The organism is Thermomonospora sp. CIF 1 (assembly GCF_001896795.1).
Lineage (GTDB): Bacteria > Actinomycetota > Actinomycetes > Streptosporangiales > Streptosporangiaceae > Thermomonospora > Thermomonospora curvata.
Genome location: NZ_MOYN02000014.1, coordinates 205,111 through 222,982, shown reverse-complemented (window position 1 = coordinate 222,982; position 17,872 = coordinate 205,111). Strand labels below are relative to the sequence as shown.

Here is a 17,872-nt window from a genome sequence, read left to right as displayed (position 1 = left end):
ACCGGGGGCGGGATGCCGGGCATCCCGCCCCCGGTGCGTTCGCCACCGCGCAGAACCGCTCAGCTGCAGCCGCTGGTGGAGCCGCAGCCTTCGCACACGTAGCAGCTGCCGGCCGGACGCATCTTCGTCCCGCAGGTCATGCACAGCGGCGCGTCCTCGGCGGTGCGGCCCTGCCGGCTTTCGATCACGTTCGCCGACGGGCCCTGCGGCTCGGCGGGCCGTCCCGCCGGAGCGTGCGGCCGGTCGATCTCGGCGCTCTGCGCCAGCGTCTCCCGCGCCACCTGCTCGTCGGTGTGCAGCGTGGCCGGGTCCTCCCCGTTGGCCTGCATCGCCCGCTCCTCGGCGGTGAAGATGCCCAGCTCGGCTCGCTTCTCATACGGCAGGTGGTCCAGCGCCAGCCGCCGGAAGATGTAGTCCATCACCGACGTGGCCATCCGGATGTCGGGGTCGTCGGTCATCCCGGCCGGCTCAAAGCGCATGTTGGTGAACTTCTCCACCCACGTCTCCAGCGGCACCCCGTACTGGAGGCTGATGGAGATCGCCATCGAGAAGGCGTCCATCACCCCGGCCAGCGTCGACCCCTGCTTGCCGAGCTTGAGGAACACCTCCCCCAGCCCGTCGTCGGGGTAGGTGGAGGCCGTCATGTACCCCTCGGCCCCGGCCACCGAGAACCGCGTCACCGTCGCCGGCCGCTGCTTGGGCAGCCGCCGCCGCACCGGCCGCGTGGGCACCGGCGCCGCCTCGCCCTTGGCCTCCTCCTTTTCCTTCTTCTTTTTCCCGGCCGCCGACAGCGGCTGCCCGACCTTGCAGTTGTCCCGGTAAATCGCCAGGGCCTTCAGGCCCATCTTCCACCCCTCGAAGTACACCTTCTCGACGTCTTCGACGGTGGCGTGCTCGGGCATGTTCACGGTCTTGCTGATGGCCCCGCTCAGGAACGGCTGGACCGCGGCCATCATCCGGATGTGGCCCATGGGGCTGATCGCCCGCTCGCCCATCGCGCAGTCGAACACCTCATAGTGTTCGGGGCGCAGGCCGGGCGCGTCCACCACGTGCCCGTGCTCGGAGATGTATTCGACGATGGCCTCCACCTGCTCCTGCTGGTAGCCCAGCTTGCGCAGCGCCCGCGGGACGGTGTGGTTGACGATCTCCATCGACCCGCCGCCGACCAGCTTCTTGAATTTCTTCAAGGCCAGGTCGGGCTCGATCCCGGTGGTGTCACAGTCCATCATCAAGCCGATGGTGTTGTGACTCACCATGCCGTTGGCGACGTAAGTGACGTTGTCGGGAACCGACAGGTCATAGGTCGGCTGGATTCCGCCGTCGGCATTTTCTGCGACCCGCTCGAACGCATAACCCAGAGCGTGCTGGAGCCGCTCGTCGAGCGTCTCCTGGAAGATTTCCTGGGCGAGCATCCGGGCGACCCCGCCGGTCTTCCTGAGCGACTGCAGCACCGCGTCGCGCGAGCGGTGCCCGGCCGGCACCAGCTCTTCCCAGACCGGGCGCGGCAGGACGACGTAGTCCTCCTTGGCCGACCGGGCCGGCTCCAGCTGAACCACGAGCCTGGCCTTGCGTTCGCCGATGAAGCCGACGATCTCCTCAAAGCGCAGCGCGTGATCGGTGTTGCGCAGCCGCACCTGGAAGACCGGGCCGCCGAAGCCGCTGGCGGTCCGGCGGGTGGTGGTGACCATGCCCAGCGCCAGCAGCAGCGTCCGGATCTCCCCGGCGAAGGACTCCGAAGAGGTCGACAGGCTCGGCACGCCTTCGGCCACGGTGCCGTCCGCCTCGAACAGGCCGCGCAGGAACGCGCTGTAGATCGCCGGGTCGTTGGTCTCCAGGATCGCCGAGGGCACTCGCGGCGTCCAGCCCTTGCCGGCGTGGTCGACGCCCGGCAGGTCCTTGGCGAAACCGGCCGCCCGCCACCAGCGGGCCAGCCGCACCGACTGCAGCGTCAGCTCCCGGTAGCCCTCGGCCTGCCGCACCACCGGCTGCAGGTTGAACAGCTCCTTGGCCAGGATGCCGAGGCGGTCGGCGACGTCGAGGTCGGTGTCGGGGACGCACAGCCGGATGCCCTTGGCGTGCAGGCTCCCGTCCCCCATGAAGTACCCGACCAGCTCGGCCAGCTCCTCGGTGACGGCATCCGGCACCGTGATCGTCCGGTCGTCGGTGTAGTAGGCCTGGTCGAGGACGGGCAGCGGCACCCGGCGGGACTCCCCGACCAGCGTGCCCAGCTGCATCGGCACCAGGTCCCCCGGCTCGATGTCCGCCAGGCGCTTCCACACCCACTCGCCGGAGCGCTCGTCCACGACCTTGACCCGGTGGGTGAGGGTGCCCTGGATGGTGTAGCCGCCCTCGGTGCGGATCAGCCGGGTCGGCTCCTCGCCGTTGACGAAGAACTTGGTCGCCCGCCGGGGACCGGCGTCGGTGGAAACCGTCATGTCCAGGTCCTGCCACCGGTCGCCGTAGACGTCGCCGATCTCCGACAGCCTGGTCAGTCCCCGGTCGGTGGTGACGAGGGTCTCCCCGGTCAGGCAGCCGGTGGGCGCGAGCAGGCTGGCCTGGGCGTTGCGGTAGCCGTTCTTCTCACCGAGGGCCAGGCACTGGGACCACTGCCTGGTGGCCTCGGCGTGAATGGCCTTGTCCATCTCCTCCAGGGGGCGGAGCTGGTCGTTGGCGGCGGCGTGCTTGCGCATCACCCGCTTGTGCGCCTCGGCGTTGCGGGCGTACCCGTCGTAGGCGCCGACGATGCCGGCCAGCTCGGCGGAGCGGCGGTAGGCGGTGGCGGTCATCAGCGAGGTGATCGCGGCCGCCAGCGACCGCCCGCCCTCGGAGTCGTAGGCGTGCCCGGTGGCCATCAGCAAGGCGCCCAGGTTGGCGTAGCCGATGCCCAGCTGCCGGTAGGCCCGGGTGGTCTCGGCGATCTTCTCGGTCGGGAAGTCGGCGAAGGTGATGGAGATATCCATCGCGGTGATGATCAGCTCGGTGAGCTTGACGAACCGCGTGATATCGAAGGTGTCGTCCTCGCGCAGGAATTTCAGCAGGTTGATGGATGCCAGGTTGCACGAGGAATTGTCAAGGCTCATGTACTCCGAGCAAGGGTTACTTGCCGTGATGCGCCCTGTTTCGGGGTTGGTGTGCCAGTCGTTGATGGTGTCGTCGTACTGGATTCCCGGGTCGGCGCATTCCCAGGCGGCCTGAGCCATGGCGCGGAACAGGTCGCGGGCCCTGACGGTCTCGATGACCTCGCCGGTGAGGCGGGCGCGCAAGCCGAATTCCTCGTCGTTTTCGACGGCGCGCATGAATTCGTCGGAGACGCGGACGGAGTTGTTGGCGTTCTGGTACTGGACGCTGGTGATGTCCTTGCCGCCCAGGTCCATGTCGAAGCCGGCGTCCCGCAGCGCGCGGATCTTGTCTTCTTCGCGGGCCTTGGTCCAGATGAATTCCTCGATGTCGGGGTGGTCGACGTCGAGGACGACCATCTTGGCGGCGCGGCGGGTGGCGCCGCCGGACTTGATGGTGCCGGCGGAGGCGTCGGCGCCGCGCATGAAGGAGACCGGGCCGCTGGCGGTGCCGCCGGAGGACAGCAGTTCCTTGCTGGAGCGGATGCGGGAGAGGTTCAGGCCGGCGCCGGAGCCGCCTTTGAAGATGATCCCCTCTTCCTTGTACCAGTCCAGGATCGACTCCATGGTGTCGTCCACGGACAGGATGAAGCAGGCGCTGACCTGCCAGGGGGATTTGGTGCCGACGTTGAACCAGACGGGCGAGTTGAAGCTGAAGATCTGGTGGATGAGGGCGTATTTGAGCTCGTGGTCGAAGATCTCGGCGTCTTCGTCGGAGGCGAAGTAGCCGTGGGCCTTGCCGGTGTCGACGTAGACCTTGACGACCCGGTCGACCAGCTGCTTGAGGCTCCACTCGCGCTCGGGCGTGCCGACGGCTCCGCGGAAGTACTTGGAGGTGACGATGTTGACGGCGTTGACCGACCAGAAGTCGGGGAATTCCACGCCGCGCTGTTCGAAGTTGATCGAGCCGTCGCGCCAGTTGGTCATGACGACGTCCCGGCGTTCCCAGGTGACCTCGTCGTACGGGTGCACGCCGGGAGTGGTGAAGATGCGCTCGATCTTGAGCCCTTTGCGCTTGCCGCGCCTGGGCGCCGAGCCGCTCACTGTTTCGGTCATGACTCTATCCCCCTCCAGGCCCATGGCGGAGCCCATAACAGGATGAACGTTGTCAGAAGGCCGGCTCATCCGCCGGCCGAGGCCGGTTCAGTCGTCGTGCTGCTCGCGCCGCTCCTTGGCGGCGGCGCGCAACGACTGGATTTCCCGCTCGAAGTCCTCCAGCGACTCAAACCCCCGGTAGACGGAGGCGAAGCGCAGGTAGGCGACCTCGTCGAGTTCCCGCAGCGGTCCCAAGATGGCCAGGCCGATCTCATGGGAGGGGATCTCGGCGAGCCCGGTGGCCCGGATCGCCTCCTCCACCTGGTGGCCCAGCCTGGCCAGGGCGTCCTCGCTCACGGGCCGGCCCTGGCAGGCCCTGCGCACCCCCGCGATGATCTTTTCCCGGGAGAAGGGTTCGGTGACCCCGCTGCGCTTGGCCACCATCTGGAGCACGGTCTCCTGGGTGGTGAAGCGCTTCCCGCACTGGGGGCAGGACCGGCGGCGCCGGATGGCCGTGCCGTCCTCGACGGACCTGCTGTCGATCACCCGGCTGTCGGGGTTGCGGCAGAACGGGCAGTGCACCCTGTGTCGACCTCCCCTGACAGACCGCCGTGTGACCACAACCTGTGGATAATCACATCGGTGTAATTACTAGATGTTGTGGTCAACCGTAGGGGCTCGGCGGAGGGCTGCGCAACCTGAACCGGCCTGCGGGCGCCAGTAGCGCTGATCACAGGAGGTCATGTCCGCCGGCCTCGGCGTGTCGCGTCGGCGTGCGGGCCGGGTAGGCGGTAGCGGGAGGCCCGCTCTTGCGGGCGGGGCCGTCTCAGGGGGTTCGGCCGTGGTTCACGGGGACGGCCTGGGAGTGCGGGGAGGGGTCTGTGACGTGGTCGGCTCGGGCGCCCTGCTCGGTGCCGAGCCAGAACGCCCCCAGGGTCAAGGCGGCCACGGCGAGGGTGACCGCGCCCTTGCCGCGCCGGGTCAGCCGCACCGGCCCGGCGGCGGGGTCCCGGCGTCTTCTGTCCCGGGACGGCCGGCCGCCCGCCGGGGCGCCTCCCGCCCTGCCGTGGGCGGGCGAGCGCCTGCGGTACGGGCCGCCCGTGGGAGAGCCGCGATGCACCGTCCCGTCACGGGCGACGCGCCGCCTGAGCGGCTGCGGGCGCCTCATGTCGGGGCCCGGGAGGCCCCGGGCCGGTTTCCCTTCGAACGGCTGCCGGCGTTCGGGGGCGTGTTCCGGCTCGCCGCGGGCGGTGTCTCGCCCGGACGGCCGCCGGCGCGCCAGGCCGGGGCTCGTCGCGCCGCGGCGGGATGGGCCGTGAGCCGGGTCCGCCCCGGGAGAGTTCCGGCGGGCCGGCTCGCCGCGGGCGATGCTCCGGCCGGGCGGCTCTCGGCGCGTCGGGACGTCGGGGCGAAAGGAGCCGCGGGTCAGGCCGCGGCCGGGAGGGCTCTGACGGCCCGGCGCCTGGAGGGCGTCGCCTCGTCGGCGGGGCTTTGGGGAGTCCGGACGGATGGAGGTCAAAAGCTCGGGTGGGAGCTCGTCGGTGCCGCAGGGAATGAGGGTGAGGTGCTTGCGGGTGAGGAGGGCTCGGCGGGGGCGGGGTGTCGGGGACGGGCTCGCCATCGGCTGGCCTCCGATCGAGTGATTCGAATGAAAGTTCGATCGAACGGATGTGCGATTTGTATCGCATGGGCCCGGCGCGGGGCGAGGAGGACACGCCGACTTTTTTCGAACAGTTGTTTGATCAGCAGCGGGATCCGCGCTAACGTGCCATAACAGCGAAGGAGTGAGGGTCCCGTACCAGTGGCGCGTCGGTCAGGCCGCCACGTCCAGCGCCAGGAGGCGGTCGAGCGATGAGCAAGGTCCGGCAGCTGCCCGACGGGCCGATGGACGACAGCGGTCTCACCCAGCGCCAACGCATGGTACTGGAGGTCATCCGGGATTCGGTGCAGCGGCGCGGCTATCCCCCCTCGATGCGGGAGATCGGTGAGGCGGTGGGGCTGACCAGCACCTCCAGCGTGTCCCACCAGTTGCGCACCCTGCAGCGCAAGGGCTACCTGCGGCGCGACCCGAACCGGCCGCGCGCGGTGGAGGTGCGGATGCCGGAGGGCGCCCCGGTGCGGGCGGCCGGCGCGGCGGCGTCCGCCGAGGGGGCCGAGGCGGCGCCGAAGGCGGCCATGGTGCCGCTGGTCGGCCGGATCGCGGCCGGCGGCCCCATCCTGGCCGAAGAGAGCGTGGAGGATGTGTTCGCGCTGCCCCGGCAGCTGGTCGGCGAGGGCACCCACTTCCTGCTGCAGGTCTCCGGCGACTCGATGATCGAGGCGGCCATCGCCGACGGCGACTGGGTGGTGGTCCGCCAGCAGCCGGTGGCCGAAAACGGCGACATCGTCGCGGCGATGATCGACGGGGAGGCCACCGTCAAGACGTTCAAGCGCAAGGACGGCCACATCTGGCTGATGCCGCAGAACAAGGCCTACGACCCCATCCCCGGCGACGAGGCGACCATCCTGGGCCGGGTGGTGGCCGTGCTGCGCAAGATCTGACCGCCGGGCCGCACCACCGGCGTAACACGCTCAGACGGCCTGGGCGCCACCCGAAGGCGGCGCCCAGGCCGTCCGTCGTCAGGCCGGGACGATGTTGACGATCTTGGGGGCGCGGACGATGACCTTGCGGATGCCGGCGCCGCCCAGCGCCGCGGTGACCTTCTCGGAGGCCAGCGCCAGGCGCTCCAGTTCCTCCTCGGAGATGGACGGGGAGACCTGCAGCCGGTCGCGGACCTTGCCGGCGACCTGGACCACGCAGGTGACCTCCTCCTCCACCAGCAGGGCCGGGTCGGCGCTCGGCCAGCCGGCCTTGGCGACCGGGGCCTGGCGGCCCAGCAGCTCCCAGGCCTCCTCGGCGGTGTAGGGGGCGAACAGCGACAGCAGCACCGCGATGGTCTCGGCGGCCTCCCGGACGGCCGGGTCGGCGGCGCCGGGGCCGGAGTCGATGGCGCGGCGGGTGGCCGAGACCAGCTCCATGATCCGGGCGATGGCGACGTTGAAGCGGTAGGCCTCGACCAGGGTGGTGACCTCGTCGATGGTCCGGTGGGTGACCCGCCGCAGCGCGACGTCGCCGGTGGCGGGGTCGGCGCCGACGGGGGCGGCGGTCTCGGCGGCGATGCGGTGCACCCGGCCCAGGAACTTGGTCATGGCGCCCGGGGAGACATCGGCCCAGTCGATGTCGTCCTCGGGCGGGCCGGAGAACAGCATGGCCAGCCGGACCACGTCCACGCCGTGCTCGGCGATCTGCTCGCCCAGGTCGACCAGGTTGCCGGTGGACTTGGACATCGCCTTGCCGTTCAGGATCACCTGGCCCTGGTTGAGCAGCCGGGTGAAGGGCTCGGTGAAGTCCACCATGCCCATGTCATGCAGCACCTTGGTGAAGAACCGGCTGTAGAGCAGGTGCAGGATGGCGTGCTCGACGCCGCCGGTGTACTGGTCGACCGGCATCCACTTGCGGACCTGCTCGACGTCGAAGGGGCCTTCGGTGTAGTCGGGCGAGCAGTACCGGAAGTAGTACCAGGAGGAGTCGACGAAGGTGTCCATGGTGTCGGAGTCGCGCTTGGCGGCGCCTCCGCACTTGGGGCAGGACACGTTGACCCAGTCGGTGGCGGCGGCCAGCGGGGAGGTGCCCTTGGGGGCCAGGTCCGCGCCGCGCAGGTTGTCGGGCAGCGTGACCGGCAGGTCCTCGTCCGGGACGGGCACCTCGCCGCAGGAGGGGCAGTGGATGATCGGGATGGGGCAGCCCCAGAACCGCTGGCGGGAGACCAGCCAGTCGCGCAGCCGGTAGTTCACCGCCGCCTTGCCCAGGCCCTTCTCTTCCAGGATCTGGATGATCTTCTTGATGGCCTCGGCTTTGTTCAGCCCGTTGAGCGGGCCGGAGTTGATCAGCCGGCCGTCGCCGGGGGTGGCCACGCCGGTGACGGCGGGGTCCTCTTCGCCGGTGTCGACCACCACGCGCACCGGCAGGCCGAACTTGCGGGCGAAGTCCAGGTCGCGCTGGTCGTGGGCGGGGACGGCCATGATCGCCCCGTGCCCGTACTCGGCCAGCACGTAGTCGGAGGCCCAGATCGGGATGCGTTCGCCGTTGACCGGGTTGATGGCGTAGCGGCCCAGGAAGACGCCGGTCTTCTCCCGTTCGGTCGACAGCCGGTCGATCTCGCTTTCGCGGGAGACCTGCTCGCGGTAGGCCTCGAACTCGGCCCGCTGCTCGGGGGCGCAGATCTCATCGGCCAGCGGGGCGTCGGCGGCGACCACGAAGAAGGTGGCCCCGTACAGGGTGTCGGGGCGGGTGGTGAAGACGGTGACGGGCTCCTTGCGGCCCTCGATGACGAAGTCGACGTCGGCGCCGGTGGAGCGGCCGATCCAGTTGCGCTGCATCACCAGCACCCGCTCGGGCCACTTGCCCTCCAGCTGCTTCATGTCCTCCAGCAGCCGGTCGGCGTACTCGGTGATGCGGAAGTACCACTGGGTCAGGGTGCGCCGCTCGACCAGGGCGCCGCAGCGCTCGCAGTGCCCGCCGACGACCTGCTCGTTGGCCAGCACGGTCTGGTCGTTGGGGCACCAGTTGACCTGGCCGCCCTTGCGGTAGGCCAGCCCCCGCTCATAGAAGCGCAGGAACAGCCACTGGGTCCACTTGTAGTACTCGGGGTCGGAGGTGTGCAGCCGGCGGGACCAGTCGAAGGAGGGGGCGTAGCGGCGGAACGAGGCGGCCTGCGTCTCGATGTTGGCGTAGGTCCACTTGGCCGGGTGCTCGTTGCGCTTGATGGCGGCGTTCTCGGCGGGCAGCCCGAAGGAGTCCCAGCCGATGGGGTGCAGCACGTTGTAGCCGCGCTGGAACCAGTAGCGGGCGACCACGTCGCCGATGGCGAACGCCTCGGCGTGCCCCATGTGCAGGTCACCGGAGGGGTAGGGGAACATGTCGAGGGCATAGCGCCGCTCGCGGGGGTCGTCGTCGGACTCCTCGGCCCGGTAGGGGTCCATCTCCGCCCAGCGGGCCTGCCACTTCTCCTGCACCGCCCGCGGGTCGTAGGAGTCCGCGGGCTGCGCCCCGGCTGTGCTCCCCGACGCCTGGCGGGTGTTCTCGTCGGTGCTCACGGTCGTCGACTCCGGTCTTTCGGTAACGGGTGTACGAGGTGCCGTACGGGTTTGCCGGCGGCTTCGCATCTGCTTTGGCTCGGGGCCCCATACATGAAGAGACCCCTCACGCAGGAGGGGACGCCGCGCCGACGATCGGGTCAGCGCGACGGGCCGAGAAGCAGGCGCACTCGCATACATCAAGACTAGCGCAGCGGCAAGGTCTCGCGGCGAGAACGCTGTTCATCCGCCCATAAGTGGTTACTTGTGGCTAGCGGGGGCGGGGATCAGTGAGACAGGATGAGTAGCACACATCACAGATTGCCCCTACGTGGCCCCTGGTGGGTCATTTCGCGAGGAGTACCATGCTCAACCTGTCGGTTCTGCTCGAGGACGCCGCGCGGGAGACGCCGGACCGCCACGCCGTGGTCTTCGGGGACATGCGGCTGTCGTACTCGTTCATCGACCAGGTCGCCAACCAGGTGGCGAACCTGCTGGTCTCCCGGGGGATCAAGCCGGGCGACAAGATCGCCATCTCCTCGCCGAACCTGCCCTACTTCCCGATGATCTATTTCGGGGCGCTGAAGGCGGGGGCGGTGGTCGTCCCGCTGAACGTGCTGCTCAAGCAGCGCGAGATCGCCTACCACCTGACCGACTCGGAGGCCAAGGCCTACTTCTGCTTCCAGGGCACCCCCGAGCTGCCGCTGAGCGAGACGGGCTGGGCGGGCTTTGCCGAGGTCCCCACCTGCGAGCACTTCTTCCTGCTGCCGACCGGGCTGGACGTCACCGAGTCCCCCATCGAGGGGGCCGAGCTGTTCTGGGCGGCCATCGGCGACCAGCCCAAGACCTTCGAGACGGTGGTCACCAAGCCCGAGGACACCGCCGTGGTGCTCTACACCAGCGGCACCACCGGCCAGCCCAAGGGCGCCGAGCTCACCCACAGCAACCTGCTGACCAACACGATGGTGGCCGACACGCTCTTTGAGCGGTCCCCGGACGACGTCTTCTTGGTGACGCTGCCGCTGTTCCACATCTTCGGGCAGACCTGCGTGATGAACGTCGGCTTCTACCGGCGGGCCACGCTGGTGCTGATGCCGCGCTTTGAGCCCAAGGGCGCCATCCAGCTGATGGTCAAGGAGAAGGTCACCCAGTTCGCCGGGGTGCCGACCATGTGGTGGGCGCTGCTGACCGACGAGACCTCCCCGGAGGACGTGGCGGCCATCCGGGAGAACCTGCGGGTGGCGGTCTCCGGCGGCGCGGCGCTGCCGATGGAGGTCCTCAAGGGCATCAAGGACAAGTTCGGCGTCGACATCCTGGAGGGCTACGGCCTGTCGGAGACCTCCCCGGTGTGCTCGTTCAACCGTCCGGACCGGCCCACCAAGCCGGGCTCGATCGGGCTGCCGGTGTGGGGCGTGGAGATGAAGCTCATCGACCCCCACTCCGAGGACGAGTGGAAGACCATCGAGGGCGAGGGCCCCGGGGAGATCGCGGTGCGCGGCCCGAACGTGATGAAGGGCTACTACAAGCGGCCGGAGGCCACCGCCTGGGCGATCAAGGACGGCTGGTTCCGCACCGGTGACATCGCCCGCCGCGACGAGGACGGCTACTACTACATCATCGACCGCTCCAAGGACATGATCATCCGCGGCGGTTACAACGTCTACCCGCGCGAGATCGAAGAGGTCCTGATGACCCACCCGCAGGTCTCGCTGGCCGCGGTGGTGGGCGTGCCGCACGACTCCCACGGCGAGGAGATCAAGGCGTACGTGATCCGCACCCCCGGCGCCACGATCACCGAGGAGGAGCTGATCGCCTGGAGCAAGGAGCAGCTGGCCAACTACAAGTACCCGCGCATCGTGGAGTTCCGCGACGAGCTGCCGATGACCGCCACCGGCAAGATCCTCAAGCGCGAGCTGCGCTGAGCGCGGCCTGACGAAGGCCACAGGGCCCGCCCGGTCGGCACCGGGCGGGCCCTGTCGGTCGTCGGCGCCCCTTCCGCGGGGCGGGGCGTCAGATCTCGTAGGGCAGGCGCTTGATGCCGTTGACGAAGTTCGACAGCAGCCACTCCGGCTCGCCGGCCGCGCGGATGGTCGGCACCTGGCGGAACAGCTCGCGGAACATCACGGTGACCTCGCGGCGGGCCAGGTGGGCGCCCAGGCAGAAGTGCGGGCCGGGGCCGCCGAAGCCCACGTGCGGGTTGGGCGAGCGCAGGATGTCGAAGCGGTCGGGGTCGTCGAAGACCGTCTCGTCGCGGTTGGCCGAGGCGTAGTACAGCAGCAGCTTGTCGCCGGCCTTGATCTCGTGCCCGTTGAGGGTGGTGTCGCAGGTGGCGGTGCGGCGCATCCAGATGACCGGGGAGGCGTAGCGGACGATCTCCTCCACCGCGCCGGCGATGCGGCCCTCGAAGTCCTCGGCCAGCAGGGCGCGCTGGTCGGGGTGGGTGGTGAACAGGTGCAGGCCGTGGGCGATGGCGTTGCGGGTGGTCTCGTTGCCGGCCACCGCCAGCAGGATGAAGAAGGAGCCCAGTTCCTGGTCGGTCAGCGACTCGCCGTCGATGTTGGCGTTGACCAGGGCGGAGGTCAGGTCGTCGGTGGGGTTGGCGCGGCGGTCGCGGGCCAGCTCCTCCATGATGTTGATGAGGGTCTGCCCGGCGTTCAGCAGCCCCGTGGCCATCTTCTCGTAGTCGGTGACGTCCTCGACGTACTCGGGGTCGGCGCCGGCCAGGATGGTGTTGCTGGCGTCCAGGACGGTCTGGTAGTGGGCGTCGGGGATGCCCATCAGCTCGCAGATGATCGTCAGCGGCAGCCGGGCGGCCACGTCGGAGACGAACTCGCCGGTGCCGCCGTCGCGGACCCGCGCCACGATCCGCGCGGCCACGTCCTCGACGTGGTCCTCAAAGCGCTGGATCATCCGGGGGGTGAAGGCCCGGGAGACGATCCGGCGCAGCCGGGCGTGCCGCGGGTCGTCCATGTTGATCATGGAGCCGAAGTACTCGTTGAGCTCGGTCGGCATGTCCGGGATGCTGATGGCGCCCTGCCCGGAGCAGAAGTCCTTGGGCCGGCGGGAGGCCTCGACCACGTCGGCGTGCCGGGTGACCGCGTAGTAGCCCGGCCCGGTGGGCAGGCCGGCGACCTGGGGCTCCGGGAAGCGCGGGAGGGTCTCCTGCCGGCGCAGGACGCGGAAGGCCTCATAGCGTTCCGGCCGGGGGCGCTTCCAGAAGTCCCAGTCGGTGAGGTTGATTTCGGCTGCCTCGATCATGGAGTGATCCCTAGAACTAGAACCTCATTCGGTTTACATTCATCCTGCCAAAGTAAACCGCCCCTGCACCAGTCCCTCGCCGAAACCTTCGGGGGCGACAACGATCACCATTCCGGCCGGGCGGATGCCCTCAGCGGCTCAGCCAGTCCAGGATCAGCGCGTTCACCTCATCCGGCCGTTCCAGGTGCAGGAAGTGGCCGGCGCCCTCGACGAAGTCCACCTGCGAGCCCGGCGGCAGGTGGGGCAGGACGCCCGCGGCGCCGCCGGTGATGTCGGCGCCCAGGCAGCCGTCGCCGGTGCCGTGCAGATAACGGATGGGCCGCTCCCCCCGCCGCTCGGCCGCCTCCTGGGCGGCGGCGTAGGCCGGCAGGTGGCGGGACGGGTCGAGCATGGCCCGGTAGTAGCCGATCGCGGCGGCGATGTTGTCGGGGGTGGCCAGGCACTCCATGACGTGCTCGACGTCCTCGGCGGCGTCGTAGCCGGGCGACCAGTCCCGCCACAGCCCTTCGACGAACGAGCGGTTCAGCGCCATCTCCGCCAGCGGCGTCTGGAACACGAAGATGTAGAACGAGCGCTTGAGCTGCTCGTAGGTCAGAAAGCCGGCCAGCAGGGCGGGCACGGGCGGCAGCGCCAGGGTGACCGCGCGCCGCCAGCGCTCGGGGGCCTGGGCGATCGCGGCATAGGTCGCCGCGGCGCCCCAGTCGTGCCCGATCAGCACCGCGTCCGGGCCGCCGCCCAGCGCCTCGTGCAGGGCGTTGGCGTCCGCCCCCAGCGCCCCGGTCTGGTAGGCGCCGTCCGCCGGCACCGATGTGGGGGCGTAACCGCGCATGAACGGGGCGACCGCGCGGTAGCCGGCGGCGGCCAGCGCCGGCAGCAGGTGCCGCCAGGTGTGCGCGGAGTCGGGGAAGCCGTGCAGGCACAGCGCCAGCGGCCCGTCGGCGGGGCCCTGCGCCAGGTAGCCGAACTCCAGCCCGTTCGCCTTGATCGTGTCCATGCCCATCTCCGTTCGCGTGATCAGGGACCGACCGCGACGTTACCGCCGACCGAGCGTCATTCGGTAGACATCCGGACCTTCCGGACACTAGGCAAAGATTCCGACTTCGAATATCGTGGCTGAAAGCCCATAAGTCACGCGAATCAGTTGCCATCGACAAGCTGCACAACTGGATCAATCGCAGCGTGGCGATTGCCTGCTCTGCCCGCACCAGCCTGAGGAAGAGTGATGACGGACCCCACGCAGGACCCCCTGCAGAGCGCAGCCCGCGATCACCTGTGGATGCACTTCACGCGGCACTCCTCGCTCATCGACGGCGGCGAGGTCCCGGTGATCGTGCGCGGCGACGGCCCCTACGTCTATGACGACAAGGGCAAGCGCTACCTGGACGGCCTGGCCGGCCTGTTCACCACCCAGGTGGGGCACGGCCGCCAGGAACTGGCGCAGGCCGCCGCCAAGCAGGCCGCCGAACTGGCCTTCTTCCCCCTGTGGTCCTACGCCCACCCCAAGGCGATCGAGCTGGCCGAACGGCTGGCGGCGCTGGCCCCCGGCGAGCTGAACCGGGTCTTCTTCACCACCGGCGGCGGCGAGGCGGTGGAGAGCGCCTGGAAACTGGCCAAGCAGTACTTCAAGCTCACCGGCAAGCCCACCAAGCACAAGGTGATCAGCCGGGCCATCGCCTACCACGGCACCACGCAGGGCGCGCTGTCGCTGACCGGGCTGCCCGCCATCAAGGCGCCGTTCGAGCCGCTGGTGCCCAGCGCGTTCCGGGTGCCCAACACCAACATCTACCGCGCCCCCGTGCACGGCGACGACCCCGAGGCGTTCGGACGCTGGGCCGCCGACCGCATCGAAGAGGCGATTCTCTTCGAAGGCCCCGACACGGTCGCGGCGGTGTTCCTGGAGCCGGTGCAGAACGCCGGCGGCTGCTTCCCCCCGCCGCCCGGCTACTTCCAGCGGGTCCGCGAGATCTGCGACCGCTACGACGTGCTGCTGGTCTCCGACGAGGTGATCTGCGCCTACGGGCGGCTGGGCACCATGTTCGGGGCGCAGCGCTATGACTACCAGCCCGACATCATCACCTTCGCCAAGGGCATCACCTCCGGCTACGCCCCGCTCGGCGGCATGCTGGTGACCGACCGGCTGTTCGAGCCGTTCCGCAAGGGCACCACCACGTTCGCCCACGGCTACACCTTCGGCGGGCACCCGGTGTCGGCGGCGGTGGCCCTGGCCAACCTCGACCTGTTCGAACGCGAGGACCTGCTGGGCCACGTGCAGCGCAACGAGGCCCTCTTCCGCTCCACCCTGGAGAAGCTGCTGGACCTGCCGATCGTCGGGGACGTGCGCGGCGCCGGCTACTTCTACGGCATCGAGCTGGTCAAGGACAAGGCCACCAAGGAGAGCTTCACCGACGAAGAGTCCGAGCGGCTGCTGCGCGGCTTCGTGGACAAGGCGCTGTTCGAGGCCGGGCTGTACTGCCGGGCCGACGACCGCGGCGACCCGGTCGTCCAGCTCGCCCCGCCGCTGATCTGCGACCGCTCCCACTTCGAGGAGATGGAGCAGATCCTGCGCGCGGTCCTGTCGGAGGCCAGCAACCGGCTGTAGGCGGCGAAGGCGGTGGCCGTCCTGCGCGCGGACGGCCACCGCCTTCCCGGCGGCGGGCGACACCAGCAGGCTTGAATCCCCCCAAACCGGGCATCAGGACTGCCGCGACGAGAACGTCCAAGGCGCCGCAACCGCGGCCGCACTGTGACAAGGGGGATTCATATGACCAAGGCACGTGACGTCATGCACGCGGGTGTGCAGTGCATACCCGCGCACGAGACGCTGGACCGGGCCGCTCAGATGATGCGGGAGCTGGACGTGGGCGCCCTGCCGATCTGCGGCGACGACGACCGGCTGCAGGGCATCATCACCGACCGCGACATCGTGGTGAAGTGCATCGCCGCCGGCCACGACCCGTCCAAGGTCACCGCCAGTGAGCTGGCCCAGGGCACGCCGCAGTGGATCGACGCCGACGCCGACATCTCCGAGGCGGTGCGCCAGATGACCCGGCACCGCATCAAGCGCCTTCCGGTCATCGAGAACAAGCGGCTGGTCGGCATGATCAGTGAGGCCGACCTCGCCCAGAAACTCCCCGAAGACCAGCTCGCCGAGTTCGTCGAGAAGGTCTTCACCCCGCACTGAGCCGTCCGCGATGCCGCGAGCCCGCCGCCATCACGACGGCGGGCTCAGCTCTGCGGCGACCGCGCCTCCGAAGGCCCGCCCGGTGCGGGCGTTCCCGCCGCCCCGGTTCGCATTGACCCCTTTTCAACACGGCGTTCCCGCAAGGGGTACGGGGCCTTGGAGTCAGGGCGATGCCGTGACCTGCAATGTCATGACCGTCAGGGCTCCTGCCTCCGGCTCCCAAGATCATGTGTTGAAAAAGTTCGTCCCGCGCTCCCGTCCGCGTTCACGGGCGCCCCGCCGCCGGCGGGGAACTCAAATCCCCCCGCCATTCCAGATGCCGGGGAAGGAAGCCCGCCGCTTGCCCCGTCCCGTTGCCGCACCCTTTCGGGCCTGCGGAAATGAAGTCCCGGAAAAGCCGTTTCCGCAGGATGCGATCGCAGGATCGCCGCGTTCGGAGGCCGCGGCCCGCCGAGCGCCATCGCAGGCGGAGCACACCCCACAAGATCACATAAACCGAAAATACTGCATCAATCACCATTAAAAGGACACATAATCCGGGTTGATCCGTTGAATCGTCACTTACAACACCCCCGTTCCCTGCATCATCTACGCATGGACGGCGCGCGGGAACGCTTTCCTGTGGCCGAGCCTTCCCAAGGGCGTCCGCTCCTGTCCGAAGAACCGGGGGGCCAGGCGGCGGGAGAGGCGGAGCTCGAGGAGGCCCTGCAGGCGGCGCTCGACGGAGATGAGACGGCGTTCCGGATGCTTTACCGGGACATCCAGCCCAGGCTGCTCCGCTACCTGCGCATCCTGGTCGGTCCCGACGCCGACGACGTCGCCTCCGACACCTGGCTGCAGATCGCCAGGGACCTGAAGGGCTTCCGCGGCGACTACGACCGGTTCCGCGGCTGGTGCACTCGTATCGCCCGCAACCGCGCCATCGATCACCTGCGCAGGATCGGCCGCCGCCCCGGCACGAGCCTGCCGGTGGAGGAGCTCCCCGAGACGGCCGGCGTGCGCGACGCCGAGACCGACGCGCTGGAGCGGCTGTCCACCGAGACGGCCATCACGCTCATCGCGCAACTGCCGCGCGACCAGGCCGAGGCGGTGCTGCTGCGGGTGGTCGTGGGCCTGGACGCCAAGGCGGCGGGCCGGGTGCTGGGCAAACGGGCGGGCACCGTCCGCACCTCCGCCCACCGGGGGCTGCGCAGGCTCGCGGAGATCCTCGGCCGGGAGCGCTCCGGGCGGCAAGCGGCGGGCGCGCCGCAGCCGTGATGCGCACCGGCCGTGGAGGCAGAGGGAATGAGATGAACGCAGACGACCGTCGGATCGACCACGAGAGCGCCGAGCGGATGCTCAAGGCCGCCTCGGCGTGTCCGCGGTCACCGGCCCCCGAGTCGGCGGACCCGCTGGTCCGGCTGCTGCAGGCCGCCGCGGCGCCCGGCACGGAGGCGGAACTGGCCGGCGAGGAGGCCGCCGTGGCGGCCTTCCGGGCACGGGCCCGCGGGCCGCGCCCCGCCCGCGCCGCGGCCCGCCACGCCCCGCTGCTGCTCGCCTCGGCGGCGCTGGTGATCACGGTGCTGCCGGTCTTCCTGCCCGCGGTCCTCGGCATGCCGTCACCGGGCGGGCGGGGGGAGCCGCCCGCAGGCCCTCCCCGCATCCATGCCGCACCGTCCCAGAGCGCCACGGCCCCCTCCGTTTCGGCCGACCCTTCGGCCGCGCCGTCCGCCGCGGGGACGGCCGCGCCTGAGACGGTGCGGCTGTGCCGGGCCTACACCAGCGCCGCCAAGGTCAACCCGCAGGCCGCGCGCCGCTCCCCCGCCTTCGCCGCGCTGTCCGCGCGAACAGGCGGTGACGTGGACCGCTACTGCCGGCTCGCGCTGAAGCCCTCCGCCCCTTCCGGCCCCGCCGGAAAGAACAACGCCGGCAAGGACGACGGCGCGAACCGCAAAGGGCCTGAGAACAACCCCGGCCGGGGGAAGGGCAAGGCCGAGTCAGGAAAGGGCGCCCCGGGCAACGGCAACGCCGGCAATGGCAGTGCAAGAAGCGGGAAGCCGGGAAACGGCAACCCGGCCGGCGGAAATCCGGGCAAGCAGAATTAGCGCTCGCCGTCCGGCCGCGCTCCCCTTGCCGGGCCGCTCAGCAAAGCCGGCGTCCCGGGGATCTCGTCATTCCCTCCGGTCGC

12 protein-coding genes are annotated in these 17,872 nt (G+C 69.9%); 6 read left to right on the top strand and 6 right to left on the bottom strand.

Annotation, left to right across the window (positions count from 1 at the left end; translation table 11 throughout):
• Positions 1-59 precede the first annotated feature (59 nt).
• The 3 genes from BUE48_RS07850 to BUE48_RS07840 form a co-directional block, all read right to left on the bottom strand.
• A complete protein-coding gene (locus BUE48_RS07850) occupies positions 60-4,172 on the bottom strand; it encodes a vitamin B12-dependent ribonucleotide reductase (RefSeq protein ID WP_286989502.1) in 4,113 nt (1,370 codons plus the stop codon).
• 87 nt (positions 4,173-4,259) lie between these two features.
• The gene (gene nrdR / locus BUE48_RS07845) at positions 4,260-4,733 is read right to left on the bottom strand and encodes a transcriptional regulator NrdR (protein WP_012851945.1); all 474 of its coding nucleotides are present in this window, start codon (positions 4,731-4,733) and stop codon (positions 4,260-4,262) included.
• 244 nt (positions 4,734-4,977) lie between these two features.
• Positions 4,978-5,142 (bottom strand): hypothetical protein, encoded by a 165-nt coding sequence (locus BUE48_RS07840; RefSeq protein WP_286989499.1) that lies wholly within the window; start codon positions 5,140-5,142, stop codon positions 4,978-4,980.
• 860 nt (positions 5,143-6,002) lie between these two features.
• Between BUE48_RS07840 and lexA the strand changes: the two genes are divergently transcribed.
• Positions 6,003-6,692 carry a transcriptional repressor LexA gene (lexA, locus tag BUE48_RS07835; protein ID WP_286989497.1) on the top strand — a complete coding sequence of 230 codons (690 nt, stop codon included), beginning with the start codon at positions 6,003-6,005 and terminating at the stop codon, positions 6,690-6,692.
• Positions 6,693-6,770: 78 nt separating this feature from the next.
• Here lexA and leuS read toward each other — a convergent pair whose 3' ends face one another.
• The gene (leuS, locus tag BUE48_RS07830) at positions 6,771-9,287 is read right to left on the bottom strand and encodes a leucine--tRNA ligase (RefSeq protein WP_012851942.1); all 2,517 of its coding nucleotides are present in this window, start codon (positions 9,285-9,287) and stop codon (positions 6,771-6,773) included.
• Positions 9,288-9,631: 344 nt separating this feature from the next.
• On the opposite strand from leuS, the gene BUE48_RS07825 reads away from it, so the two are divergent.
• The gene (locus BUE48_RS07825) at positions 9,632-11,188 is read left to right on the top strand and encodes a long-chain-fatty-acid--CoA ligase (protein WP_286989496.1); all 1,557 of its coding nucleotides are present in this window, start codon (positions 9,632-9,634) and stop codon (positions 11,186-11,188) included.
• Positions 11,189-11,276: 88 nt separating this feature from the next.
• On the opposite strand, the gene BUE48_RS07820 is transcribed toward BUE48_RS07825, so the two are convergent.
• Both BUE48_RS07820 and BUE48_RS07815 read right to left on the bottom strand, forming a co-directional pair.
• The gene (locus BUE48_RS07820) at positions 11,277-12,524 is read right to left on the bottom strand and encodes a cytochrome P450 (protein WP_012851940.1); all 1,248 of its coding nucleotides are present in this window, start codon (positions 12,522-12,524) and stop codon (positions 11,277-11,279) included.
• Positions 12,525-12,654: 130 nt separating this feature from the next.
• Complete coding sequence (locus BUE48_RS07815) at positions 12,655-13,518, bottom strand: alpha/beta fold hydrolase (protein ID WP_012851939.1); 864 nt, start codon at positions 13,516-13,518, stop codon at positions 12,655-12,657.
• A gap of 228 nt (positions 13,519-13,746) precedes the next feature.
• On the opposite strand from BUE48_RS07815, the gene BUE48_RS07810 reads away from it, so the two are divergent.
• The 4 genes from BUE48_RS07810 (at position 13,747) to BUE48_RS07795 (ending at position 17,789) form a co-directional block, all read left to right on the top strand.
• Entirely contained in the window at positions 13,747-15,123 is a 1,377-nt protein-coding gene (locus BUE48_RS07810; protein WP_012851938.1) for an aspartate aminotransferase family protein, read from the top strand.
• A gap of 162 nt (positions 15,124-15,285) precedes the next feature.
• Positions 15,286-15,705 (top strand): CBS domain-containing protein, encoded by a 420-nt coding sequence (locus tag BUE48_RS07805; protein WP_012851937.1) that lies wholly within the window; start codon positions 15,286-15,288, stop codon positions 15,703-15,705.
• Between the two features lie 594 nt (positions 15,706-16,299).
• On the top strand, positions 16,300-16,962 hold the full coding sequence (locus BUE48_RS07800; RefSeq protein WP_012851936.1) for an RNA polymerase sigma factor: 663 nt from the start codon (positions 16,300-16,302) through the stop codon (positions 16,960-16,962).
• A gap of 32 nt (positions 16,963-16,994) precedes the next feature.
• Positions 16,995-17,789 carry a hypothetical protein gene (locus BUE48_RS07795; RefSeq protein ID WP_286989493.1) on the top strand — a complete coding sequence of 265 codons (795 nt, stop codon included), beginning with the start codon at positions 16,995-16,997 and terminating at the stop codon, positions 17,787-17,789.
• Positions 17,790-17,872 lie beyond the last annotated feature (83 nt).